The organism is Streptomyces sp. NPDC058796 (assembly GCF_042745235.1).
In the GTDB taxonomy this organism is placed as follows: domain Bacteria; phylum Actinomycetota; class Actinomycetes; order Streptomycetales; family Streptomycetaceae; genus Streptomyces.
Window position 1 is genome coordinate 391,019 of record NZ_JBHYOP010000002.1, and the last position, 22,379, is coordinate 413,397.

Annotated in this window: 19 protein-coding genes; 14 read left to right on the top strand and 5 right to left on the bottom strand. The window is 72.9% G+C overall.

What is annotated here, in order from left to right; translation table 11 throughout:
• Positions 1–89: 89 nt before the first annotated feature.
• The 3 genes from ACFW47_RS07070 to ACFW47_RS07080 form a co-directional block, all read right to left on the bottom strand.
• Positions 90–1,664: a serine/threonine protein kinase gene (locus tag ACFW47_RS07070; RefSeq protein WP_386305060.1), complete on the bottom strand. Its 1,575-nt coding sequence runs from the start codon at positions 1,662–1,664 to the stop codon at positions 90–92.
• On the bottom strand, positions 1,661–2,407 hold the full coding sequence (locus ACFW47_RS07075) for an FHA domain-containing protein (RefSeq protein WP_386281361.1): 747 nt from the start codon (positions 2,405–2,407) through the stop codon (positions 1,661–1,663). Before ACFW47_RS07075 ends, ACFW47_RS07070 begins: the two co-directional genes overlap by 4 nt.
• 127 nt (positions 2,408–2,534) lie before the next feature.
• On the bottom strand, positions 2,535–3,116 hold the full coding sequence (locus ACFW47_RS07080) for a hypothetical protein (protein WP_386281359.1): 582 nt from the start codon (positions 3,114–3,116) through the stop codon (positions 2,535–2,537).
• A gap of 274 nt (positions 3,117–3,390) precedes the next feature.
• Here ACFW47_RS07080 and ACFW47_RS07085 point away from each other — a divergent pair, with 274 nt between their 5' ends.
• The 9 genes from ACFW47_RS07085 (at position 3,391) to ACFW47_RS07125 (ending at position 15,256) form a co-directional block, all read left to right on the top strand.
• The gene (locus ACFW47_RS07085) at positions 3,391–4,245 is read left to right on the top strand and encodes a bifunctional methylenetetrahydrofolate dehydrogenase/methenyltetrahydrofolate cyclohydrolase (protein ID WP_073724890.1); all 855 of its coding nucleotides are present in this window, start codon (positions 3,391–3,393) and stop codon (positions 4,243–4,245) included.
• The gene (locus tag ACFW47_RS07090; protein ID WP_386281356.1) at positions 4,235–4,792 is read left to right on the top strand and encodes a DUF3017 domain-containing protein; all 558 of its coding nucleotides are present in this window, start codon (positions 4,235–4,237) and stop codon (positions 4,790–4,792) included. The genes ACFW47_RS07085 and ACFW47_RS07090 overlap by 11 nt, the downstream gene beginning before the upstream one ends.
• A gap of 417 nt (positions 4,793–5,209) precedes the next feature.
• A complete protein-coding gene (locus ACFW47_RS07095; protein WP_386305062.1) occupies positions 5,210–6,499 on the top strand; it encodes a DUF2690 domain-containing protein in 1,290 nt (429 codons plus the stop codon).
• Positions 6,500–6,869: 370 nt separating this feature from the next.
• The gene (locus ACFW47_RS07100; protein WP_386305064.1) at positions 6,870–7,859 is read left to right on the top strand and encodes a malate dehydrogenase; all 990 of its coding nucleotides are present in this window, start codon (positions 6,870–6,872) and stop codon (positions 7,857–7,859) included.
• Between the two features lie 234 nt (positions 7,860–8,093).
• The gene (locus ACFW47_RS07105) at positions 8,094–9,623 is read left to right on the top strand and encodes an aldehyde dehydrogenase family protein (RefSeq protein WP_386281349.1); all 1,530 of its coding nucleotides are present in this window, start codon (positions 8,094–8,096) and stop codon (positions 9,621–9,623) included.
• Positions 9,624–9,692: 69 nt separating this feature from the next.
• Complete coding sequence (locus tag ACFW47_RS07110) at positions 9,693–11,225, top strand: GMC family oxidoreductase (RefSeq protein WP_386281347.1); 1,533 nt, start codon at positions 9,693–9,695, stop codon at positions 11,223–11,225.
• Positions 11,222–12,355, top strand: coding sequence for a glycine betaine/L-proline ABC transporter ATP-binding protein (locus ACFW47_RS07115; RefSeq protein WP_386281345.1), 1,134 nt, complete (start codon positions 11,222–11,224; stop codon positions 12,353–12,355). The genes ACFW47_RS07110 and ACFW47_RS07115 overlap by 4 nt, the downstream gene beginning before the upstream one ends.
• Positions 12,355–14,298, top strand: a complete 1,944-nt coding sequence (locus ACFW47_RS07120; RefSeq protein WP_386305066.1) for an ABC transporter permease — start codon at positions 12,355–12,357, stop codon at positions 14,296–14,298. The genes ACFW47_RS07115 and ACFW47_RS07120 overlap by 1 nt, the downstream gene beginning before the upstream one ends.
• A 1-nt stretch (position 14,299) precedes the next feature.
• Complete coding sequence (locus tag ACFW47_RS07125; RefSeq protein WP_386305067.1) at positions 14,300–15,256, top strand: ABC transporter substrate-binding protein; 957 nt, start codon at positions 14,300–14,302, stop codon at positions 15,254–15,256.
• A gap of 3 nt (positions 15,257–15,259) precedes the next feature.
• Here ACFW47_RS07125 and ACFW47_RS07130 read toward each other — a convergent pair whose 3' ends face one another.
• Both ACFW47_RS07130 and ACFW47_RS07135 read right to left on the bottom strand, forming a co-directional pair.
• On the bottom strand, positions 15,260–15,994 hold the full coding sequence (locus tag ACFW47_RS07130) for an isocitrate lyase/phosphoenolpyruvate mutase family protein (RefSeq protein WP_386305068.1): 735 nt from the start codon (positions 15,992–15,994) through the stop codon (positions 15,260–15,262).
• The gene (locus ACFW47_RS07135) at positions 15,991–16,500 is read right to left on the bottom strand and encodes a carboxymuconolactone decarboxylase family protein (RefSeq protein ID WP_386281337.1); all 510 of its coding nucleotides are present in this window, start codon (positions 16,498–16,500) and stop codon (positions 15,991–15,993) included. Before ACFW47_RS07135 ends, ACFW47_RS07130 begins: the two co-directional genes overlap by 4 nt.
• Before the next feature lie 47 nt (positions 16,501–16,547).
• Between ACFW47_RS07135 and ACFW47_RS07140 the strand changes: the two genes are divergently transcribed.
• The 5 genes from ACFW47_RS07140 to trpS all read left to right on the top strand — a co-directional run bounded on the left by ACFW47_RS07140 (position 16,548) and on the right by trpS (position 22,255).
• The gene (locus ACFW47_RS07140; RefSeq protein ID WP_386305070.1) at positions 16,548–17,939 is read left to right on the top strand and encodes a PLP-dependent aminotransferase family protein; all 1,392 of its coding nucleotides are present in this window, start codon (positions 16,548–16,550) and stop codon (positions 17,937–17,939) included.
• Positions 17,940–18,014: 75 nt separating this feature from the next.
• A complete protein-coding gene (locus ACFW47_RS07145; RefSeq protein ID WP_073724868.1) occupies positions 18,015–18,374 on the top strand; it encodes a hypothetical protein in 360 nt (119 codons plus the stop codon).
• A gap of 9 nt (positions 18,375–18,383) precedes the next feature.
• A complete protein-coding gene (locus ACFW47_RS07150; protein WP_386305071.1) occupies positions 18,384–19,568 on the top strand; it encodes a glutathionylspermidine synthase family protein in 1,185 nt (394 codons plus the stop codon).
• 175 nt (positions 19,569–19,743) lie between these two features.
• Positions 19,744–21,189 (top strand): glycine hydroxymethyltransferase, encoded by a 1,446-nt coding sequence (locus ACFW47_RS07155; RefSeq protein WP_386305072.1) that lies wholly within the window; start codon positions 19,744–19,746, stop codon positions 21,187–21,189.
• 52 nt (positions 21,190–21,241) lie between these two features.
• Positions 21,242–22,255, top strand: coding sequence for a tryptophan--tRNA ligase (gene trpS / locus ACFW47_RS07160; protein ID WP_386281326.1), 1,014 nt, complete (start codon positions 21,242–21,244; stop codon positions 22,253–22,255).
• Positions 22,256–22,379: the final 124 nt, after the last annotated feature.

Consider the following 22,379-nt stretch of genomic DNA (forward strand, 5'->3'; position numbering starts at 1 on the left):
ATGAACGTCGGTCGGTGTCCTACCGCCGAAGCGGTGTGCTCACACCGTGCCCGCGGGCCCTGCCGGGCGGTACCTCGCAACTCTCAGGGTCACGTCCTCCCCGGCGGCGTGTACTCCTTGAGGTGGTGAGCGACGCGGCCGGCGTAGTCGCGGTACTTCGGGGGAACCCCGCCCGCGTCGTTCACCTTGTCGTACGACGTCCGGTACGCCACGGCGATCAGCACCCGGCGGTCGCCCGGCAGGCCGGCGTCGAGGCGCGGGGTGATCCAGCACAGGTAGCGGCCCATCGCCGGGATGGACTCGGCGGGCGGGAACGGGGGTTCGGGGACGGTCTCGCCGGGAGTGCCGTCCTCGTTCATCCACCAGCGCAGCACCTTCGGCGTCCAGCGGGCGATGCCGTACTCGTCCCTGGCGGGGTCGGAGAGGTCCGGGTCGAAGTCGCTCTCCACCTTCAGCATGGCGGCGATCAGCGGTGGACTGACCTCCTCGCGATCGCAATCGTGGGCCGTCTCGACGATGAGCAGACGGTAGGCCGCCGGCACGCCCCTGTCGGTGCGCAGTTCACCGGCGCCGTAGGAGGCGGCGGAGACGTTGGACGCGCTGCCGCCGGCACCCGGGGCGCCCTGGCCGGGGCCGCCGTCGCCGTCGCCGAGGAGGGTGATGCCATAACCCAGCGCGGCGACGGCCGCGGTGGCGGCCGCCGCCGTGAGGACCGCCCGCCGGGGGCGTGTCCGGCGCGGCAGGAAGGAGCGGACGGTGCCGGTGACGGTGCCGGTTCCGGCGGCCGCCGCCACCCGCCGTGACAGGGCGTCCGTGCCGATGCGCTCGGCGTGCGTCCGGGTCAGGCAGGCGCGCACGACCTCCCGCCACGCCTCGGGCAGCTCGGGCGACAGACGCAGCTCCTCCGTGCCGCGCGCGTAGGCGGCCGCGGCGTCGCGGCGGGCGGTCGGGGTGCCGCCGGGCAAGGGGAAGGAGCCGGTGAGCACGAGGTGGGCGAGGACGCCGAAGGCCCACACGTCGGCGGAGGGGCGGATGCGCCGGCCGCGTTCGCCGATCTCCGACCAGAGCAACTCCGGCGGGGTGTAGTCCGGGGTGGAGAAGGCGGGCGTGTAGGCGTGGGTGCCCTCCAGTTCGGCGGCCATGTTGAAGTCGGCCAGACGGACCGAACCGTCCTTCATCAGCAGCACGTTGGCCGGTTTCAGGTCCCCGTGCACCCACCCGGCACCGTGCAGCTGGGCCAGGCCCTCGCAGATCCCTGCGACCAGCGCGGCCCCGCCGGCCGGGCGGGGCGCGGCGGACAGCAGCGCGGACAGGGAGCCCTCCGCCTTCTCCAGTACGAGGACGGTGGCGCCGTCGAGCCCGGGGCGGGCCGGGTCGTCGACGACGAGGGTCTCGTACATCCGCACCAGCCGGGGCCGCCGCAGCCTGCGGTGCAGCTCGACCTCGCGCTCCACCAGGTCCCGCAGGTGCGTCAGCTGGCGGGGTGTGCCCGTGCCGGTGGGCAGGAACTTCAGGGCGGCCGTCGGGGGCAGCCCGGGCCCGTCGTCGCCGACCCGGCAGGCCTCGTACACGCTGCCGAAGGCACCCGTCGCGATCGGCGCCCGCACCTCCCAGCCGCCGACCCGGTAGCCCTTCGGCACCGGGACGGCGTACGCCTCGGTCACCGGGGCACCCGGCGCGGCGGCGCGGCCAGGACCACGAGGTCGTCCTCCCGGACCAGGTCGAAGCGGAGCGCCATGGCCACCAGGGACTCCTTCTTGCCGTTGAGCCGCGCGCCCGCCTCCGCCGTCTCCGGGCCCGGCTTCAGCCGCAGCTTCACCGCCAGGTAGTCGATGTTCCACTGCACGGACGTGCGCGAGGCGGCCGGCCAGAGCGGCCGCAGCCGCTCGACGACCTGCTCGACGGTCGGCAGCGGCGCGTGCGGCGCCCCGCGCAGCCGCGGCTCGCACAGGGCGGCCAGCACGGCGAAGTAGCGCTTGGTGCGGTCGACGGAGAAGGCGGGGGCGGTCGGTTCGCCGTCGGTGCCGTCCGCGGCGCGCAGGTAGTCGTGGCGCGGCGCCCAGACCTCCAGTGGCAGCAGGTCGCCGGCCGCGGGCAGCACGATCCGCGAGAACTCGAAGGGCACGGGCGCGTCCAGCCGGCCCGGCGCGACCTTGATGTGCTCGCCGGCGCCCTCCGGGTTCTCCACCACGTAGGTCTGGTGGGCGGAGAGGTTGGTCAGGGCCCAGAAGGTGCCGTGGGCGGTGATCTCACCGGCTCTGCGGGACACTCCGTCGTGCCCGATCAGCAGTCCGCCCTCGGGCACGGACCGCCCGAAGGCGAGCCGTTCGCCGGGTGCGAGCCGGTACTGGGTGCGGGTGGGTTCGTCCTCCGTGGTCGGCGGAGGTACCACGATGATGCTGTACAAGGTGCGTCTCCCCGTGCCTGACGGCTACCCACGTCAGACTATGGCGACGCACCGGGGCCGTGTCTCCCCTCGTACGGGTGAGACACGGCCCCGTGGCGTGATTGGCGCGAAAGCGCTCCGCGGTGCGTCAGTAGCGCGGGCGCTTGAACCAGGCGGCGCCGTTGGAGTTGCCCGCGAACACGGCGATGAGGATGCCGAGCACCAGGTGGATGATGCCGAAGACGAGGAACGGGTAGATGGCGAGGACCGCGGTGAGGATGCCGAACACCAGGGCGGTGATGCGCAGGCCGTTGCCGCCCGCCTTGAACTTCACCGCCAGAACGGCCGCCCAGACACCCCACGCCAGCGCGAGGACCGCGAAGCCCCACAGCGCGCCGGTCGGGTAGTCGGCCAGTTCCTCGAAGGCGGGGTCGTCCTTGGCCTGGTCGACCGCGACGGCCGAGAAGGCGAACAGAATCGTGCCGATCACCTGGAGGCCGACGATCACCCACAGCATGACCCGGGCGGCGCTGACGGTGCCCGGCATGGTGGTGGGGGCGCCGCCGCCGTACGGCTGCTGCACGGGCGGTGCCGAGGGGTAGCCGTAGCCGGGCTGCTGCCCCTGGGGGTAGCCGTAGCCGGGCTGGCCCTGGGGCGGCTGCTGGTTGCCGGGGCCCGGCTGCTGGCCCTGCGGCGGACCGTAGGGGTTGTTCGGGTCGCCGAAACTCATGCGGTACTTCCTCCGTAGCTGTCACGTGCGGGGACGACGCGCGGCTCGGCTCGGAGGAGGTACTTCGTGGCGGTTCGTCCCCCCGGTACGGCCCCGCGGCACTGTGCTACTGCCCCATCGTTCTTGACCTATCTCTTACTTGTCCAGTCCGGCCCCAAGGTGTTGTGCAAGTGCAACAACGCCGGTCACGTGCGCGTACGGGCGGACGCGTCCCGTGGCGTCCGCAGGACGCCCGGATTGGAACCCGGGGGCGGTCATCCGCGAGGATGGGGGCATGACCGCCCAGATTCTCGATGGCAAGGCCACCGCAGCCGCGATCAAGTCCGAACTGACCGCCCGCGTGGCGGCGCTGAAGGAGAGGGGCGTCACGCCCGGCCTCGGCACCGTCCTGGTCGGCGACGACCCCGGCAGCCAGAAGTACGTCGCCGGCAAGCACCGCGACTGCGCCCAGGTGGGCATCGCGTCCATCCAGCGCGAGCTGCCGGCCACGGCGACGCAGGAGGAGATCGAAGCGGTCGTCCGCGAGCTGAACGACGACCCGGCCTGCACCGGCTACATCGTCCAGCTGCCGCTGCCCAAGGGCATCGACGAGAACCGCATCCTGGAACTGATGGACCCGGACAAGGACGCGGACGGCCTGCACCCGATGAACCTGGGCCGTCTCGTCCTGAACGAGCCCGCCCCGCTGCCCTGCACCCCCAACGGCATCCTCACCCTGCTCCGCCGTTACGGCGTGGAGATCAAGGGCGCCGAGGTCGTGGTCGTCGGCCGTGGCGTCACCATCGGCCGGCCGATGCCGCTGCTGCTGACCCGGCGCAGCGAGAACGCCACGGTGACCCAGTGCCACACCGGCACCCGGGACCTGTCCGCCCACCTCAAGCGCGCGGACATCGTCGTGGCCGCCGCCGGCTCCCCGCACCTGGTCCGCCCCGAGGACGTCAAGCCGGGTGCCGCCGTGCTCGACGTCGGCGTCTCGCGCAACGCGGAGGGCAAGATCGTGGGCGACGTCCACCCCGGCGTGGCCGAGGTCGCCGCCTGGATCTCCCCGAACCCCGGCGGCGTCGGCCCCATGACCCGGGCCCAGCTGCTCGTGAACGTGGTGGAGGCGGCGGAGCGCAGTGCCGGCTGAGGACACCGGTGCGGGACGCCCGGGGAGCGCGGAGAGCCTGGAGCCCCGCCAGACCCCCGGTGCCCGCGAGACCCCAGCGCCCGACCGCCCCTCCGACTCCGCCGGCGAGATCACCGTCCGCGACCCCGTCAGCGCGCCTGACGCGGAGGGCAGGCCGCGCCGGACCACCCGGCGTTTCCCGCTCTTCACCCGCGACACCGCGCGCCCCGAGGGCGGCGGCCGGGCCGCGGCCGGTGACGCGCCGGCGCCCGCCCGGCAGTGGCCCGTGCTCACCGTGGTGCTGCTGGTCGGCCTGGGGCTCCTGCTGACGGCGCTGGACGTGTTCCGCTGGGGGACGTTCCTGGTCGGCGCCGCGCTCCTGGTCGGCGCCGCGCTCCGCTGGACGCTGCCCGACGTCGGCATGCTCGCCGTGCGCTCGCGCTTCACGGACGTCGCCACCTACGGCGTCCTGGGCCTCTCCATCGCCTTGCTGGCGCTGATGGTCCAGCCGAACCCGGTGCTGAAGCTCCCGTTCCTCCAGGACATCCTGCACTTCACCGTGAGCTAGTGAGCCGGCTGTGGACCGGTACGGCGGCGGCCCGTCCTCACCCCCGTGGAAGGACGGGCCACCGCCGGGACCAACCCTCCTGCACGGCGAAGGCCCTGTTCAACGCCTGTCAGGGCGCTGTGGCACGGAAGTGACCGTTCCGCTACTCCGCTACGCGCTCCGCCGCATGGGCGGTGAAAAACGGGGTTCGGTGCCGGGCACGGGAACGCCGGTGGGACACTGGACCACAACCGTTGGGCGTGCGACGGTGCATGCTCGCGGCCTCTGTGCTCCTGTGCGCCCCCACCCCGGGAACTGAGATCCTGACCGGGCGCATCCCTGTGGGTAGCCAGAACGGGAACTCCGCGCGGGACGCCGCGCGAGAGGACCAAGCGGGGGAACGAACAGCACGTCACCGGGGGGAAGAGGGGGGAAGCAATGCCTCGTTGGAAGGCCTTGCCGGAGGAACTCGATCCGCAGATCAAGGAGTTCACGAGCCAGCTGCGGCGGCTCGTGGACCGCAACGACCTGAGTATCGCGTCGGTGGCCGACGCCACCGGCTACAGCAAGACGTCCTGGGAGCGGTACCTGAACGGCCGGCTGCTGGCGCCGAAGGGCGCCATCGTGGCCCTGGCCGAGGTGACGGGCACCAATCCGATGCACCTCACCACCATGTGGGAGCTGGCCGAGCGCGCCTGGAGCCGCTCGGAGATGCGTCACGACATGACCATGGAGGCCATCCGGATCTCCCAGGCGCGCGCCGCGCTCGGCGAGCTGGGCACGCCCGCCGCCAAGTCGGGCAGCGCCGGCCGGAGCGGCCGGGGCAGCCGCACCGGCCGCCACGCCGGCGGCGCGACGGTCACGCCCGGTGTCGCCGGACCGGCCGGCGTGGCGCCCACGCTGCCGCCGTCGGTCCCCGCGCAGCCGACCGCCGCCGACAGCCCCGACTCGGCCCTCGGCACGGCCTGGGGCGGGGCCGCACCGGACGCGCCCTCCGTCCCGTCCTCCGGCGGGGCGGCCGACGGCAATTCGTGGGGCCTCGCCGGTTACCGGGGCCCGGCACCGGCCGGCGACCGTACGGCGGGGCTCGGTACGCGGGCCGGCCGCGGGGACGCCGCGGGTCCCGCGACGCCACCGGCACAGGCGGCCGTCACCCCGAGCGGCCACGGCCGCACGGACGTGCGCGGGGAGCCGCCGCGCGGCGGCTCCCGTGCCCGGGGCGGCTCCTCCGGCGGCGGCAAGCGGGTGACCACGTTCGTCGCGGGTGTCGTCGGCGTGCTCGTGGTGATCGCGGGTGCCTTCTACGTCATGAACGAGGACGGGGGCAAGGAGAACGAGGGCGCCAAGCCGTCCCCGTCCCCCACCGTGACCACCGACGCCGCCCTGCCGCCGGGCGTGAAGTGCAGCGGTGACGCCTGTACCGGCAAGGACCCGGAGATCATGGGGTGCGGCGGCGACCTGGTGACCACCGCCGCGACCGCCACGGTCGGCACGGCCTCCGTCGAGGTCCGCTACAGCAAGACCTGCGGTGCCGCGTGGGCCCGCGTCACGCAGGCCACGCAGGGCGCCGAGGTCGAGGTGAGCGCGGACGGGGCGAACCGGCAGACGGGCGCGGTCACCGGAGCCACCGACACCGTCGCGTACACCCCGATGGTGGCGGTGAAGTCCGCGGCCGACGCCAAGGCGTGCGTGACGCTGGCCGCGGGCCAGAAGGGCTGCACGGAGTGACCGGGGACGGGCCGCACGCGCCGTCCCCGGGACCGTCCTGAAGAAAGTCCCCCCGCGCCAGGCATGGCCCGCCCGGGGGCGGGCACGCGAGAAGTACCCCCACGGGAGTCCGGCAACGGTATCCCCGAACGGCGGTCGCCTTCGTCCCCCCTCTCCCGGACAGGCGGCCGCCTCTTCATGCCCGCGCATCCCCCGCGACGGGCGTGGCGTGCTCCGACGGTGGCCCTGTGGGCCGGGCCACACCGACCCGGAGGTGCCGGGCACCGCGGGCGCGATAGCCTGACCGCTGGATCGATCTCTTGATACCAAGAGATCGATCAAACGCCCGGGGCCGGGACGCCCCACCGCCAGCTGTCATACGGAGAACGCCATGACTCGCACTCCCGTGAACGTCACCGTCACCGGCGCGGCCGGCCAGATCGGTTACGCCCTGCTCTTCCGCATCGCCTCCGGCCAGCTGCTCGGCGCGGACGTGCCGGTCAAGCTGCGCCTCCTGGAGATCACCCCGGCGCTCAACGCCGCCGCGGGCACCGCGATGGAGCTGGACGACTGCGCGTTCCCGCTCCTGCAGGGCATCGAGATCACCGACGACCCGAACGTGGCCTTCGACGGCGCCAACGTCGCCCTCCTCGTCGGCGCCCGCCCCCGCACCAAGGGCATGGAGCGCGGCGACCTCCTGGAGGCCAACGGCGGTATCTTCAAGCCGCAGGGCAAGGCCATCAACGACCACGCCGCGGACGACATCAAGGTCCTCGTCGTCGGCAACCCGGCCAACACCAACGCCCTGATCGCCCAGGCCGCCGCCCCGGACGTGCCGGCCGAGCGCTTCACCGCGATGACCCGCCTCGACCACAACCGCGCGCTGACCCAGCTCGCGAAGAAGACGGGCTCGTCGGTCACCGACATCAAGCGCCTGACCATCTGGGGCAACCACTCCGCCACCCAGTACCCGGACATCTTCAACGCCACGATCGCCGGCAAGAACGCCGCCGAGACCGTGAACGACGAGAAGTGGCTGGCCGAGGACTTCATCCCGACCGTCGCCAAGCGCGGCGCCGCCATCATCGAGGCCCGCGGCGCCTCGTCGGCCGCCTCCGCCGCCAACGCCGCCATCGACCACGTCCACACCTGGGTCAACGGCACCGCCGACGGCGACTGGGCCTCCATGGGCATCCCGTCGGACGGCTCCTACGGCGTCCCGGAGGGCCTGATCTCCTCCTTCCCGGTCACCTGCAAGGACGGCAAGTACGAGATCGTCCAGGGCCTGGAGATCAACGACTTCTCCCGGGCCCGCATCGACGCCTCCGTCAAGGAGCTGTCGGAGGAGCGCGAGGCGGTCCGCGCCCTCGGCCTCATCTGAGCCACCCGCGTTCCGGGCCGCCCGCGGCCCGCAGGCCCCGCACGGGCCCCGTTCCGGTTTCGACCGGGACGGGGCCCGTTTCCGTGCCGTTCGACCCTTTTGCAAGTGATGCGCCGCACTTTCGGACACCGATTCGGCATGCATACCGAGCCGTGGGGCAGGGGCTCACGGTCCCCGGGAGTGACACGCGTGTGACACAGGGGGGTTGATCAGGAACGGAAGGCATTTCCCACCATGGCGAACCGAACGGAAACCCAGGCGGAGCGGGGTCACCGCACCATTCACGCGGGCGGCGAGTGGCTGGCGGCGTCCTCCGGCGCCACCCGCGACATCCTCGACCCGGCGGACGCCCAGCCCTTCGCCGTGGTCGCCGAGGGCGACGAGAAGGACACCGACCTCGCGGTGGCCGCCGCCCGGCGCGCCTTCGACGCGGGCGAGTGGCCGCACACCCCGGTCGCCGAACGCGCCGCCCTGCTGCGCCGCGTCGCCGACCTCCTCGTGCGCGACCGCGAACCGCTCGGCCTGCTGGAGAGCCGCGACGCGGGCAAGACCGTCGAGGAGGGCCGGGTCGACATCGACTGCGTCGCCGACGCCTTCCGCTACTTCGCCGACCTCGTCGCCGGCGAGGCGCCCGGCCGGGTCGTCGACGCGGGCTCGCCCGACATCCACAGCGTCGTCGTGCACGAGCCGGTCGGCGTCTGCGCGATGATCACCCCCTGGAACTACCCCCTTCTCCAGGCCAGCTGGAAGATCGCCCCCGCGCTCGCCGCCGGCAACACCTTCGTGATCAAGCCCAGCGAGATCACGCCCATGACCACCGTCGCCCTGGTCGACCTGCTGACCGAGGCCGGCCTCCCCACCGGCGTCGCCAACATCGTCACCGGCCCCGGCCACACCGTCGGCGCCCGGCTCGCCGAACACCCCGACGTCGACCTGGTCTCCTTCACCGGCGGCCTGGTCAGCGGAACCAAGGTCGCCCAGGCCGCCGCCGTCTCCGTCAAGAAGGTCGCCCTCGAACTCGGCGGCAAGAACCCCAACGTCGTCTTCGCCGACGCCTGCGAGACCGACGAGGGCTTCGACACCGCCGTCGACCAGGCGCTCAACGCCGCCTTCATCCACAGCGGGCAGGTCTGCTCCGCCGGCGGCCGCCTCATCGTCGAGGAGTCGGTCCGCGAGCGCTTCGTCGCCGAACTCGCCCGCCGTGCCGTGAAGATCCGCCTCGGCCGCGGCACCGAGGACGGCGTCGAGTGCGGCCCGCTCGTCTCCGAGCAGCAGCGCGCCAAGACCGAGGACTACGTCGCCTCCGCCCTCGCCGAGGGCGCGGTGCTGCGCTGCGGCGGCAAGCGCCCCGAGCCGTCCCCCGAGCGCCCGGAGGCCGGCTACTTCTACGAGCCGACCGTCCTCGACCAGTGCCACCGCGAGATGCGGGTCGTACGCGAGGAGGTCTTCGGGCCGGTCCTCACCGTCGAGACCTTCCGCACCGAGGACGAGGCCGTCGCCCTCGCCAACGACACCGAGTACGGCCTCGCGGGCGCCGTCTGGACCGCCGACGCGGGCCGCGCCCGCCGGGTCGCCGGCCGGCTGCGCCACGGCACCGTCTGGATCAACGACTTCCACCCCTACCTGCCGCAGGCGGAGTGGGGCGGCTTCGGCAAGAGCGGCGTCGGCCGGGAACTGGGCCCCGCGGGCCTTGCCGAGTACCGCGAGAGCAAGCACGTTTACCAGAACCTCGCCCCGAAGCCCGTCCGCTGGTTCACCGGCTGACGCCGCACACCGCACCTCCCGCACCCGCCACACCCCCGCACCATCCGCTCGCCCCACTGGAGTACCCCCATGTCCGAGACCACTCACGAATACGACTACGTCGTCATCGGCGGCGGCACGGCAGGCTCCGTCATCGCCTCCCGCCTCACCGAGAACCCGGACGTCACCGTCGCCGTCATCGAGGGCGGCCCGAGCGACGTCGGCCGCGACGACGTGCTGACCCTGCGCCGCTGGATGGGCCTGCTCGGCGGCGAGCTGGACTACGACTACCCCACCACCGAGCAGCCGCGCGGCAATTCGCACATCCGGCACAGCCGCGCCCGTGTGCTCGGCGGCTGCTCCTCGCACAACACCCTCATCGCCTTCAAGCCGCTGCCGTCCGACTGGGACGAGTGGGAGGCCGCCGGCGCCAAGGGCTGGGGCGCGGTCCCGATGGAGGCGTACTTCGCCCGGCTGAAGAACAACATTGTCCCGGTCGACGAGAAGGACCGGAACGCCATCGCCCGCGACTTCGTCGACTCCGCGCAGAAGACGCTTCAGGTCCCCCGGATCGAGGGCTTCAACAAGAAGCCGTTCAACGACGGCGTCGGCTTCTTCGACCTCGCCTACCACCCCGAGAACAACAAGCGTTCGTCGGCGTCGGTGGCGTACCTCCACCCGGTGATGGACGAGCGCGCCAACCTCACGATCATGCTGGAGACCTGGGCGTACAGGCTCCAGCTCGACGGCACCCGCGCCGAAGGCGTCCACGTCCGCACCAAGGACGGCGAGGAGATCCTCGTCAGGGCGCGCAACGAGGTCGTGCTCAGCGCCGGCGCCGTCGACTCCCCGCGCCTGCTGCTGCACTCGGGCATCGGCCCGAAGGACCAGCTGGAGGCCCTCGGCATACCCGTGGCGCTCGACCTGCCCGGCGTCGGCGAGAACCTGCTCGACCACCCCGAGTCGGTGATCGTGTGGGAGACCAACGGCCCCATTCCGGAGAACTCCGCGATGGACTCCGACGCAGGTCTGTTCGTGCGCCGCGACCCCGAACACGCGGGCCCCGACCTGATGTTCCACTTCTACCAGATCCCGTTCACGGACAATCCGGAGCGACTGGGCTACGAGCGCCCCGAGTTCGGCGTCTCCATGACCCCGAACATCCCCAAGCCGAAGTCCCGCGGCCGTCTCTACCTCACCAGCGCCGACCCGTCCGTGAAGCCCGCCCTGGACTTCCGCTACTTCACCGACGAGGACGACTACGACGGCCGCACCCTCGTTGACGGCATCCGCATCGCCCGCGAGATCGCCAAGTCCGAGCCGCTGGCGGGCTGGCTGAAGCGCGAGGTCTGCCCCGGCCCGGACGTCACCGGTGACGAGGAGCTGAGCGAGTACGCCCGCAAGGTCGCCCACACCGTCTACCACCCGGCGGGCACCTGCAAGATGGGAGCCGCCACCGACGAGAGGGCCGTCGTCGACCCCGAGCTGCGCGTCCGCGGCCTGACGGGCCTGCGCATCGCCGACGCCTCCGTCTTCCCGACGATGCCCGCCGTGAACCCGATGATCGGCGTCCTCATGGTCGGGGAACGCGCCGTCGAGCTGATCGGCGGTGACGCCCGATGAGCACGACCGCCAACGACACCGGCACCGTGGCCGAGCGTCCCCCGGTCTTCTCCGTGGACGGCCTGTGGAAGGTCTTCGGCCCGAAGGCCGCCAAGATCCCCGCCGACCCCGAACTGGCCGCCCTGGGCCCGGCCGAGCTGCGCTCACGCACCGGCTGCACCGCCGCCGTCGCGGACGTCTCCTTCGACGTGCGCAAGGGTGAGGTGTTCGTCGTCATGGGGCTGTCCGGCTCCGGCAAGTCCACCCTCGTACGCTGCCTGACCCGGCTCATCGAGCCGACGGCCGGGTCCATCGCCATCGACGGCGAGGACGTCCGCGCGATGGACAAGTCCCGGCTGCGCGAACTGCGCCGCCACCGTGCCGCGATGGTCTTCCAGCACTTCGGCCTGCTCCCGCACCGCACGGTCCTCGACAACGTCGCCTACGGCCTGGAGGTCCAGGGCATGGGCCGCGCCGAGCGCCGCGAGCGGGCCGCCGCCGTCGTCGCCAAGGTCGGCCTGGAGGGTCTGGAGCACCGCCGCCCCGGCCAGCTCTCCGGCGGCCAGCGCCAGCGCGTCGGCCTCGCCCGCGCCCTCGCCGTCGACCCCGAGGTGCTGCTCTTCGACGAGCCGTTCAGCGCGCTCGACCCTCTGATCCGCCGGGACATGCAGGAGGAGGTGGTCCGGCTGCACCGCGAGGAGGGCCGCACGATGGTCTTCATCACCCACGACCTCCAGGAAGCCCTCAAGCTCGGCGACCGCATCGCCCTGATGCGGGACGGCCGCGTGGTGCAGCTCGGCACCCCCGAGGAGATCGTCGGCTCGCCCGCCGACGACTACGTCCGCGAGTTCGTCCGCGACGTCCCGCGCGAACAGGTCCTGACGGTCCGCACGGCGATGCGCCCCGCGACCTCGTCCGACGAGGCGGGCACCGGCCCGGCGATCCGGCCCGAGGCCACGGTGTCGGAGGCCATCGAGGCGGTGGCGCGGGCCGGCTCGCCCGCCCGCGTCATGGACGAGGGCCGCTGCCTGGGCGTGGTGGACGCGGGCGACCTGCTCGGCGTCGTCGCCGGCACGGCCGTACCCGGCGCACGTCCCGAGGGGGCGGCCGTCGTCCCGGGGGAGGCGGAGCTGCCCAGGGAGGCGGTCTGATGGCGACGATCACCGCGGCGCCCGCCGAGGCCGCCCCGCCGGGCGTCCTCACCCGCCCCGCCGTCCGCAAGCTCCTCACCCTCGCGATCGCCGCCGCGGTCCTCGTACCCCTCGCCGTCACCCAGTGGGGCGGCACCAGCTGGCCCGCCGCCCTCACCGTCGACGTCTCCGAACCGTTCGGCAAGGCCAGCGACTGGATCATCGACAACCGCGACAGCCACCCGCTGTTCCTCTACTTCTTCGGTCACGTCAGCAACGTCGTCGTCATCGCCGTACGCGCCGTCTACCTCGCCCTCCTCGCCGTCGGCTGGGCCGGGGTCACCGCGATCGGCGCCCTGGTCGCATGGCGCGTGGCCGGCGTGAAGCTGGCCGCCGGCACCGCGGCCGCGTTCCTGGCCTGCGGCCTGCTCGGCATGTGGGTGCCGACCATGCAGACCCTCGCGCTCATGGTCGTGGCCGTCCTCGCGTCGGTCGTCGTGGGCGCCGTGCTGGGCCTGGCCGCCGGCCTGTCCGACCGCATGGACCGCGTCCTGCGCCCGGTGCTCGACACCATGCAGGTGCTGCCCGCCTTCGCCTATCTCCTCCCCGTCGTCCTGGTCTTCGGCATCGGCGTCCCCGCCGCCGTCCTGGCCACGGTCGTCTACGCCGCCCCGCCGATGGCCCGGCTCACCTCGCTCGGCCTGCGCGGTGCCGACAAGGAGGTGCTGGAGGCCGTCGAGTCCCTCGGCACCACCGCCCGCCAGCGGCTGCTGACCGCCCGCGTCCCGCTGGCCCGCAAGGAACTCCTCCTCGGCGTCAACCAGACGATCATGATGGCGCTCTCCATGGCCGTCATCGCCTCCGTCATCGGCGCCGGCGGCCTCGGCGACCGCGTCTACCAGGCCCTCGCTTCGGTCGACGTCGGCGCGGCCCTCGCGGCCGGCATCCCGATCGTGCTGCTCGCCGTCGTCCTGGACCGCGTGACCGGCGCGGCGGGAGAGCGGCTCGGGGAGCCCGGGAAGCCCCCGCTGACGTGGTTGTACGCCCTGGCCGCCGCCGCGGCGGTCGCGGCCGCCGGACGTCTCGCCGGGTTCCTGGAGTGGCCCGACGGGTGGGAGCTGAACATCGCCGAGCCCGTCAACCGGGCCGTCGACTGGATGACCGCCCACCTGTACTCCGGCGTCCCCGTCGTCGGCGGCACCGCCGACTGGGCCGCGCACTTCACCAACTGGGTCCTCAACCCGCTGCGGGACGGCCTCCAGTGGCTGCCCTGGTGGTCGGTGCTCCTGATCGTCGCCGCACTGGCCTGGCTGATCGGCACCTGGCGCACCGCGCTCACCGCGGTCCTCGCGATGGCGGCGATCGGCGTGCTCGGCGTTTGGAACCCGTCCCTGGACACGCTCTCGCAGGTCCTCGCGGCCGTCGCCGTCACCCTGGTCATCGGTTTCGCGACCGGCGTGGCCGCCGCCCGCAGCGACCGCGTCGAGCGCGCGCTGCGGCCCGTCCTGGACGTCTTCCAGACGATGCCGCAGTTCGTGTACCTGATCCCGGTCGTCGCCCTCTTCGGCGTCGGCCGCGCGCCCGCCGTGGCCGCCGCGGTCGTCTACGCCCTCCCGGCCGTCGTCCGCATCACCGCCCAGGGCCTGCGCCAGGTGGACCCGGCCGCCATGGAGTCGGCCCGCTCGCTCGGCGCCACCAGCGGCCAGCAGCTCCGCCAGGTCCAGCTCCCGCTGGCCCGCCCGGCCCCGCTGCTCGCCGTCAACCAGGGCGTCGTCCTGGTCCTCGCCGTCGTCATCATCGGCGGCCTGGTCGGTGGCGGCGCCCTCGGCTACCAGGTCGTCTTCGGCCTCGCGCAGGGCGACCTGGCGACCGGCCTGGTGGCCGGCGCGGCGATCGTCTGCCTGGGCCTGATGCTCGACCGGGTCACCCAGCCCACCGAGCGCCGTACGAGGAAGGGAGCCTGAGATGCGACTGCGCACGACCTCCGCGATCGCCGGTGTGGCCGCGCTGACGCTGCTCACCGGCTGCGGCGCCGCCGACATGACCAAGCAGGCGTCCCCGTTCGCGAACGCCCAGGGCGCCAAGACGGTCACCCTGTCCGTGCAGTCCTGGGTCGGCGCCCAGGCCAACGTGGCCGTCGCCCAGTACCTGCTGGAGCACGAGCTGGGCTACCGCGTCGACACCGTCCAGGTCGACGAGGTCCCCGCCTGGGACGCGCTCAGCCAGGGCCGGGTCGACGCCATCCTGGAGGACTGGGGCCACCCCGAGCAGGAGCAGCGCTACGTCGAGGACAAGAAGACCATCGCCCCCGGCGGCGACCTCGGCGTCACCGGCCACATCGGCTGGTTCGTCCCGACGTACTTCGCGAAGAAGCACCCGGACGTCACCGACTGGAAGAACCTGAACAAGTACGCCGACCTGCTGCGCACCGCGGAGAGCGGCGACAAGGGCCAGCTGATGGACGGTTCCCCGTCCTACGTCACCAACGACAAGGCCCTGGTCGAGAACCTGAACCTGGACTACGAGGTCGTCTTCGCCGGCTCCGAGGCCGCCCAGATCACCCAGATCCAGCAGTTCGCCAAGGAGAAGAAGCCCTTCCTGACCTACTGGTACACCCCCCAGTGGCTGTTCGAGAAGGTCCCGATGACCGAGGTGAAGCTGCCGCCGTACAAGGAGGGCTGCGACGCCGACCCCGCGAAGGTCGCCTGCGCCTACCCGGTCACCGAGCTGCAGAAGTACCTCAACGCCGACTTCGCGGAGAACGGCGGCGAGGCGGCGGAGTTCCTCAAGAACTTCACGTGGACGACCGAGGACCAGAACCAGGTCTCCCTGATGATCGCCGAGCAGAAGATGCGCCCGGAGGAGGCCGCGAAGAAGTGGGTGGACAGCCACGAGTCCATCTGGAAGAAGTGGCTGCCCTGACCCTCACCGCACCAGTTCCGCCGCGATCTCCCGCAGCGCGCCCTGCGCGCGCCGCTGGAGGCCCGGCCCGAACGTGATCCGGGTGGCCCCGAGCCCGCCGAGTTCCGCGGGCGAGGGGCCCTGACCGGGCTGCGCGTGCACGTTCACCGGCCCCTGGATGCCGGAGCGCAGCAGCGGCAGTACGCCGACGGGGGCGCCGATCGGATAGACGCAGTCGGCGCCCGCGGCGACGTACAGCGCGGCCCGCTCGATCGCCGCGCCCGGGTCGTCGACGCCCCTGATGAAGGTGTCGATCCGGGCGTTGACGAACAGCCGGTCCCCGGCCGCCGCCCGCACCTCGGCCAGCCACTCCGCGTGCTCCCGAGGATCCTTGAGCACCCCGCCCGCGGAGTCCTCCAGGTTGCAGCCCACGGCGCCCGCCTCCAGCAGCCGCTCCACCAGCTCCTTCGGCGCCAGCCCGTACCCGTCCTCGACGTCCGCCGACACGGGCACGTCCACCGCCCGCGCGATCCGCGCGACCGCCGCGAACATCTCGTCGGCCGGGGTCGCCCCGTCCTCGTACCCGAGGGACGCCGCCACGCCCGCGCTGGGCGTGGCGAGCGCCGGGAACCCGGCGTCCGCGAAGACCCGCGCGCTCGCCGCGTCCCAGGGGCCGGGCAGGACGAGGGGATCGCCCGGGACCCGGCCGTGGTGCAGGGCCCGGAAACGGTCCGCGCCACGAGCCGTACGGCCCGTCATCCGTGCTGCCCCGGCGTGTAGTGGCCCGGCGTCAGCCGGCACGTCACACCGAAGCGGTTCCAGGCGTTGATCACCGTGATCGCGGCGATCAGGTGGGCCAGCTCGCTCTCGTCGAAGAGCTTGGCGGCCCTCCCGTACACGTCGTCCGGGACGAAGCCGTCCGTCAGCACGGTCACCGCCTCCGTCAGCTCGATCGCCGCGATCTCCTTCTCCGTGTAGAAGTGCCGCGACTCCTGCCAGGCGGAGAGCTGCACGATCCGCTCCACGCTCTCGCCGGCCGCGAGAGCGTCCTTGGTGTGCATGTCCAGGCAGAAGGCGCAGTGGTTGAGCTGCGAGGCACGGATCTTGACCAGTTCCTTCAGCTTCGGGTCCAGACCCCGGCCCGCCGCCTTCTCCAGTCCCAGCATCGCCTTCCAGACCTCGGGCGCGTGCTTGGCCCACTCCAGCCGGGCGGGCTCCTCGGGGGCGAAGGGGCCGGCGGCGGTGTTCTCGTTCGTCGTCGTCATGCCATCGAGACTAGGGGCGAGGCAGCCCACGGGTATGGTCCATTCCCATGGCGAAACCATGGGCCACTTTCGGCGTGGACCTGCACCTCGACCGGTCCGGTCCCGGACTGCGCCGGGGCCTCACCGACGCCCTGCGCGAAGCCGTCCGCGGCGGCCGGCTGGCCCCCGGCACCCGGCTGCCCTCCTCCCGCTCCCTCGCCGCCGACCTGGGCGTGGCCCGCAACACCGTCGCCGAGGTCTACGCCGACCTCGTCGCCGAGGGCTGGCTCGCCGCCCGCCAGGGCTCCGGCACCCGCGTAGCCGACCGCACCCCCGCCACCCCCGACCACCGCCCCGCCCCGCACCGACGGGAACCGGCCCGCCCCGCCTACGACCTGATCCCCGGTACCCCCGAACTCGCCTCGTTCCCCCGCACCCAGTGGCTGCGCGCCGCCCGCCGCGCCCTGACCGCCGCCCCCGACCGCGCCCTCGGCTACGGCGACCCGCGCGGCCACGCCGCACTGCGCACCGCGCTCGCCGGCTACCTCTCCCGCGCCCGCGGCGTGCACGCCGACCCCGACCGCATCGTCGTCTGCGCCGGCTTCCTCGGCGGCCTCGGCGTCCTCGCCGACCTGCTGCGCCACCGGGGCACCCGCTCCGTGGCGGTCGAGTCCTACGGCCTGCCCCACCACCGCGGCCTGCTCACCCGCGCGGGCCTCGCCACACCCCCGCTGCCCTTCGACGACCGCGGCACCCGTCCCCCCGACGACGACCCGGCCACCGCCGGGGCCGTCCTTCTCACCCCCTCCCACCAGTTCCCGGTGGGCCTGCCCCTGCTCCCCGAGCGCCGCATCGCCCTGATCGACCGCGCCCGCCGCACCGGCGGACTGGTCCTGGAGGACGACTACGACGGCGAGTTCCGCTACGACCGCCAGCCCGTCGGCGCCCTCCAGGGCCTCGACCCCGACCGCGTCGTCTACCTCGGCACCGCCAGCAAGTCCCTCGCCCCCGCCCTGCGCCTGGGCTGGCTGGTGCTGCCGCCCTCGCTCGTCGAGGACGCCATGGCCGCCATGACGGGCCGCACCCCCGGCGTCCTGGACCAGCTGACCCTCGCGGAGTTCCTGGCCTCCGGCGACTACGACCGCCACGTCCGCGCCGCCCGCCTGCGCTACCGGCGCCGCCGCGACGCCCTGGTCGCCGCGCTGGCCGAACGCGCCCCCGACGTCCACGTCACCGGTATCGCCGCCGGCCTGCACGCGGTGCTCCGGCTGCCGCCCGGCACCGAGCAGCAGGCCGTCCGCTCCGCCGCCTGGCACGGGCTCGCCGTCCACGGCCTGTCCGCCTTCCGCCACCCCGAGGCGGACGTCGCCCCGCTCGACGCCCTCGTCGTCGGCTACGGCACCCCGCCGGACCACGCCTGGGCCGGGGCCCTGGACGCGCTGTGCCGGGCGCTGCCGTAAAGTCCCCCGGCGACGGCCGTACACTCGATCGGTCCAACTGTCGTACTGGAAGCGGACAACGGGGGAGAGACGGACATGGCGGAGACCCGGCGACGGCTGCGGTCGAGCACCGTGGTGCTCGGCGGCATGGGAGTGCTCGCCGCGGCCCTGAGCGCGTGCGGATCGGACCCCGACCGGCGCTGCGTGGACCGCGACAGCTACGACTACATCAACGGCTACAAGGTCGTGGCCGACAAGAACTGCAAGTCCGGCTCCACCGGCGGTTCGTACGGCAAGGGCGGCAAGAAGAAGGGCGCCAAGGGCGTCGACGACGCCGACTGGTACTACGACGCCGACGTCAGCAACGGCTGGGCCGACTACGGCACCTTCAGCCGCGACGAGGCCGTCGACCGAGGCGGCTTCGGCTGCTCCGGCTCCGGCAGCGGCGGCGGCTGAGCCCGGACCATGGAGCGCCGCACCACCGAGCCCCGCCCCGGCTGGCAGCAGACCGTCGAGGAACAGGGCTGCATCTACCCCCTGACCCGCTACCCCGACGGCACCCTGCGCCCCTACTGGGACGAGAGCGCGTACTACGTCTTCTCCCTGCCGGAGGTCGAGGCGCTGGAGGAGGCCGTCGAGGAACTGCACCGCATGTGCCTGGCGGCGGCCGAGCACATCGTCACCGCCCGCCGCTTCGCCGACCTCGGCATCACCGACCCGCGCGTGGTCCGGGCGGTCACCGAGGCCTGGCACCGGCGCGCCGAACTCCCCTCCGTCTACGCCCGCTTCGACCTGCGCTACGACGGCACGGGAGCCGCCAAGCTCCTGGAGTACAACGCGGACACCCCGACCTCCCTGGTGGAGGCCGCCTCCCCGCAGTGGTTCTGGATGGAGGAGCGCTTCCCCGGCGCCGACCAGTGGAACAGCCTCCACGAGCGCCTGATCGACGCCTGGAAGAAGCAGGCCGCCCTCCTCCCGCCCGGCTCCCCGCTGTACTTCGCGAACTCCGAGGCCGACGAGCTGGGCGAGGACCTGATGACGGTCGCCTACCTCAAGGAGACCGCCGAGCAGGCCGGGCTGGCCACCGAGTGGATCTCCATGGAGGAGATCGGCTGGGACCGTCTCTCCGGCCGCTTCGTCGACACCCGGCTGCGCTTCATCCGCAGCGTCTTCAAGCTCTACCCCTGGGAGTGGCTCACCACCGACCGCTTCGCCGACCACGTCCTGGACACCCTCGACAACGGCGGCGGCTCCGGCACCACCCTGTGGATCGAGCCCGCCTGGAAGATGCTGCTGAGCAACAAGGCCCTGCTCGCGATCCTCTGGGAGCTGTACCCGGACCACCCCAACCTCCTCCCCGCCTACCTCGACGGCCCCCGCGACCTCGCCCACACCACCGGCTACGTCGCCAAGCCCCTCCTGGGCCGCGAGGGCGCCGGCGTCACGATCCACCGCCCCGGCACCGAGGCCCACGGGCGCACCGAACCCTGCTGCTACCAGGAACTGGCGCCCCTGCCCGACTTCGACGGCAACCGGGTCGTCCTCGGCGCCTGGGTCGTGGAGAACGAGTCGGCGGGCCTCGGCATCAGGGAGTCGTCGGGCCTGGTGACGGACGAGTACGCCCGCTTCCTGCCGCACGTCATCCTCTGACGGCCCTCGCTCGCATGGTGGACGCCGCGGCCCGGCACTCCGTGGTGCCCGGTAGGCTGCCCGTGGGCCGTGACTGGCGCGCTGGGATGGGACCGACCATCGGGGAGCGGCTCGACCGACGAGTGCCGTGCGCCTGGGCCGACCCGAACGCCGACCACACCGTCCGGAGGTCCTCATGCCCGCAGAGCTCACCCCCGAGTCCACCGCCTACCGCGCCGCGCTCGACGTCATCCGCTCCGTCGAGCCCCGCGTCGCCGACGCGATCGGCCAGGAGGTCGCCGACCAGCGCGAGATGCTCAAGCTGATCGCCTCCGAGAACTACGCCTCCCCGGCCACGCTGCTGGCCATGGGCAACTGGTTCAGCGACAAGTACGCCGAGGGCACCGTCGGCCGCCGCTTCTACGCCGGCTGCCGCAACGTCGACACCGTCGAGTCCCTGGCCGCCGAGCACGCCCGCGAGCTCTTCGGCGCCCGCCACGCCTACGTCCAGCCCCACTCCGGCATCGACGCCAACCTGGTCGCCTTCTGGGCCGTCCTCGCCGACCGCGTCGAGGCCCCCTTCCTGGAGAAGACCGGTGCCCGCCAGATCAACGAGCTGACCGACGCCGACTGGGCCGAGCTGCGCCAGGCCTTCGGCAACCAGCGGATGCTCGGCATGTCCCTGGACGCCGGCGGCCACCTCACCCACGGCTTCCGCCCGAACATCTCCGGCAAGATGTTCGACCAGCGCTCCTACGGCACCGACCCGGCCACCGGCCTCATCGACTACGAGGCCCTGCGCGCCCAGGCCCGCGAGTTCAAGCCGCTGATCATCGTCGCCGGCTACTCCGCGTACCCGCGGCTGGTGAACTTCAGGATCATGCGGGAGATCGCCGACGAGGTCGGCGCCACCCTCATGGTCGACATGGCGCACTTCGCGGGCCTCGTCGCGGGCAAGGTCCTCACCGGCGACTTCGACCCGGTCCCGCACGCCCAGATCGTGACGACCACCACCCACAAGTCCCTGCGCGGCCCGCGCGGCGGCATGGTGCTGTGCGACGACTCCCTCAAGGACCAGGTCGACCGGGGCTGCCCGATGGTCCTCGGCGGCCCGCTCCCGCACGTCATGGCCGCCAAGGCCGTCGCCCTCGCCGAGGCCCGGCAGCCCGCCTTCCAGGACTACGCCCGGCGCATCGTCGACAACGCCCGCGCGCTGGCCGAGGGCCTGATGAAGCGCGGCGCCACCCTGGTCACCGGCGGCACCGACAACCACCTCAACCTGATCGACGTGGCGTCCTCCTACGGCCTCACCGGCCGCCAGGCCGAGGCCGCACTCCTCGACTCCGGCATCGTCACCAACCGCAACGCCATCCCCGCCGACCCGAACGGCGCCTGGTACACCTCCGGCATCCGCGTCGGCACCCCGGCGCTCACCACGCGCGGCCTGGGCATGGCGGAGATGGACGAGGTGGCGGGCCTGATCGACCGCGTCCTGACCGCCACGGCGCCGGGCACCACGAAGTCGGGCGCCCCGTCGAAGGCCTCCCACGTCCTCGACGCGAAGATCGCGGACGAGATCTCCCGCCGGGCGACGGACCTGGTGGCGGGCTTCCCGCTGTACCCGGAGATCGATCTCGGCTGACCGCCGCCGACCGGGGGACGAGCCGCCGGTGGAACCTGAGAGAATGTCGGGCATGGCGAATGACCGACCCCGCGTGCTCTCCGGTATCCAGCCCACCGCCGGCTCGTTCCACCTCGGCAACTACCTCGGCGCAGTGCGCCAGTGGGTGGCGCTCCAGGAGACGCACGACGCCTTCTACATGGTCGTCGACCTGCACGCGATCACGGTCCCGCAGGACCCGAAGGAGCTGCGCGCCAACACCCGCCTGGCCGTCGCCCAGCTGCTGGCCGCCGGGCTGGAGCCGGACCGCTGCACGCTCTTCGTCCAGAGCCACGTCCCCGAGCACGCGCAGCTCGCCTGGGTCATGAACTGCCTCACCGGCTTCGGCGAGGCGTCCCGCATGACCCAGTTCAAGGACAAGTCCGCCAAGCAGGGCGCCGACCGCGCCTCCGTCGGCCTGTTCACGTACCCGGTACTCCAGGTCGCGGACATCCTGCTCTACCAGGCCAACGAGGTCCCCGTCGGCGAGGACCAGCGCCAGCACATCGAGCTGACCCGCGACCTGGCCGAGCGCTTCAACGGCCGCTTCGGCGACACCTTCACCGTCCCCTCCGCGTACATCCTCAAGGAGACGGCGAAGATCTACGACCTCCAGGACCCCACGGTCAAGATGAGCAAGTCGGCGTCCACGCCGAAGGGCCTCATCAACCTCCTGGACGAGCCGAAGGCCACCGCGAAGAAGGTCAAGAGCGCGGTCACCGACACCGACACCGTGATCCGCTTCGACCGGGAGAACAAGCCGGGCGTCAGCAACCTCCTCTCCATCTACTCGGTGCTCACCGGAGCCGACATCACCGAGCTGGAGGAGAAGTACGCGGGCAAGGGCTACGGCGCCCTCAAGACGGACGTGGCGGAGGTCATGGTCGAGTTCGTGACCCCCTTCCGGGACCGCACCCAGCAGTACCTGGACGACCCGGAGACCCTGGACGCGATCCTCGCCAAGGGCGCGGAGAAGGCCCGGGCCGTCGCCGCGGAGACCCTCTCCCGGGCGTACGACAGGGTGGGCTTCCTCCCCGCCAAGCACTGAGCGCGGCGCCGCGCCGCGGTGCTGCTCACGGCACCCGCCGCCCCGCCCGTGCGCCCCGGCACGCCGCCGTAGCGCTGCACATCACTCCGGTTGCGCCTGCCCCGGGCACGGTCGTGGCCGTACA

What these genes read in the sequence shown, in the direction of transcription:
- ACFW47_RS07115 (WP_386281345.1), top strand. Translation starts at nt 11,222, where the DNA reads ATGAGCACGACCGCCAACGACACCGGCACCGTGGCCGAGCGTCCCCCG.
- ACFW47_RS07155 (WP_386305072.1), top strand. Translation starts at nt 19,744, where the DNA reads ATGCCCGCAGAGCTCACCCCCGAGTCCACCGCCTACCGCGCCGCGCTC.
- ACFW47_RS07105 (WP_386281349.1), top strand. Translation starts at nt 8,094, where the DNA reads ATGGCGAACCGAACGGAAACCCAGGCGGAGCGGGGTCACCGCACCATT.
- ACFW47_RS07150 (WP_386305071.1), top strand. Translation starts at nt 18,384, where the DNA reads ATGGAGCGCCGCACCACCGAGCCCCGCCCCGGCTGGCAGCAGACCGTC.
- ACFW47_RS07080 (WP_386281359.1), bottom strand. Translation starts at nt 3,116, where the DNA reads ATGAGTTTCGGCGACCCGAACAACCCCTACGGTCCGCCGCAGGGCCAG.
- ACFW47_RS07125 (WP_386305067.1), top strand. Translation starts at nt 14,300, where the DNA reads ATGCGACTGCGCACGACCTCCGCGATCGCCGGTGTGGCCGCGCTGACG.
- ACFW47_RS07145 (WP_073724868.1), top strand. Translation starts at nt 18,015, where the DNA reads ATGGCGGAGACCCGGCGACGGCTGCGGTCGAGCACCGTGGTGCTCGGC.
- ACFW47_RS07085 (WP_073724890.1), top strand. Translation starts at nt 3,391, where the DNA reads ATGACCGCCCAGATTCTCGATGGCAAGGCCACCGCAGCCGCGATCAAG.
- ACFW47_RS07100 (WP_386305064.1), top strand. Translation starts at nt 6,870, where the DNA reads ATGACTCGCACTCCCGTGAACGTCACCGTCACCGGCGCGGCCGGCCAG.
- trpS (WP_386281326.1), top strand. Translation starts at nt 21,242, where the DNA reads ATGGCGAATGACCGACCCCGCGTGCTCTCCGGTATCCAGCCCACCGCC.
- ACFW47_RS07140 (WP_386305070.1), top strand. Translation starts at nt 16,548, where the DNA reads ATGGCGAAACCATGGGCCACTTTCGGCGTGGACCTGCACCTCGACCGG.
- ACFW47_RS07135 (WP_386281337.1), bottom strand. Translation starts at nt 16,500, where the DNA reads ATGACGACGACGAACGAGAACACCGCCGCCGGCCCCTTCGCCCCCGAG.
- ACFW47_RS07110 (WP_386281347.1), top strand. Translation starts at nt 9,693, where the DNA reads ATGTCCGAGACCACTCACGAATACGACTACGTCGTCATCGGCGGCGGC.
- ACFW47_RS07130 (WP_386305068.1), bottom strand. Translation starts at nt 15,994, where the DNA reads ATGACGGGCCGTACGGCTCGTGGCGCGGACCGTTTCCGGGCCCTGCAC.
- ACFW47_RS07120 (WP_386305066.1), top strand. Translation starts at nt 12,355, where the DNA reads ATGGCGACGATCACCGCGGCGCCCGCCGAGGCCGCCCCGCCGGGCGTC.
- ACFW47_RS07095 (WP_386305062.1), top strand. Translation starts at nt 5,210, where the DNA reads ATGCCTCGTTGGAAGGCCTTGCCGGAGGAACTCGATCCGCAGATCAAG.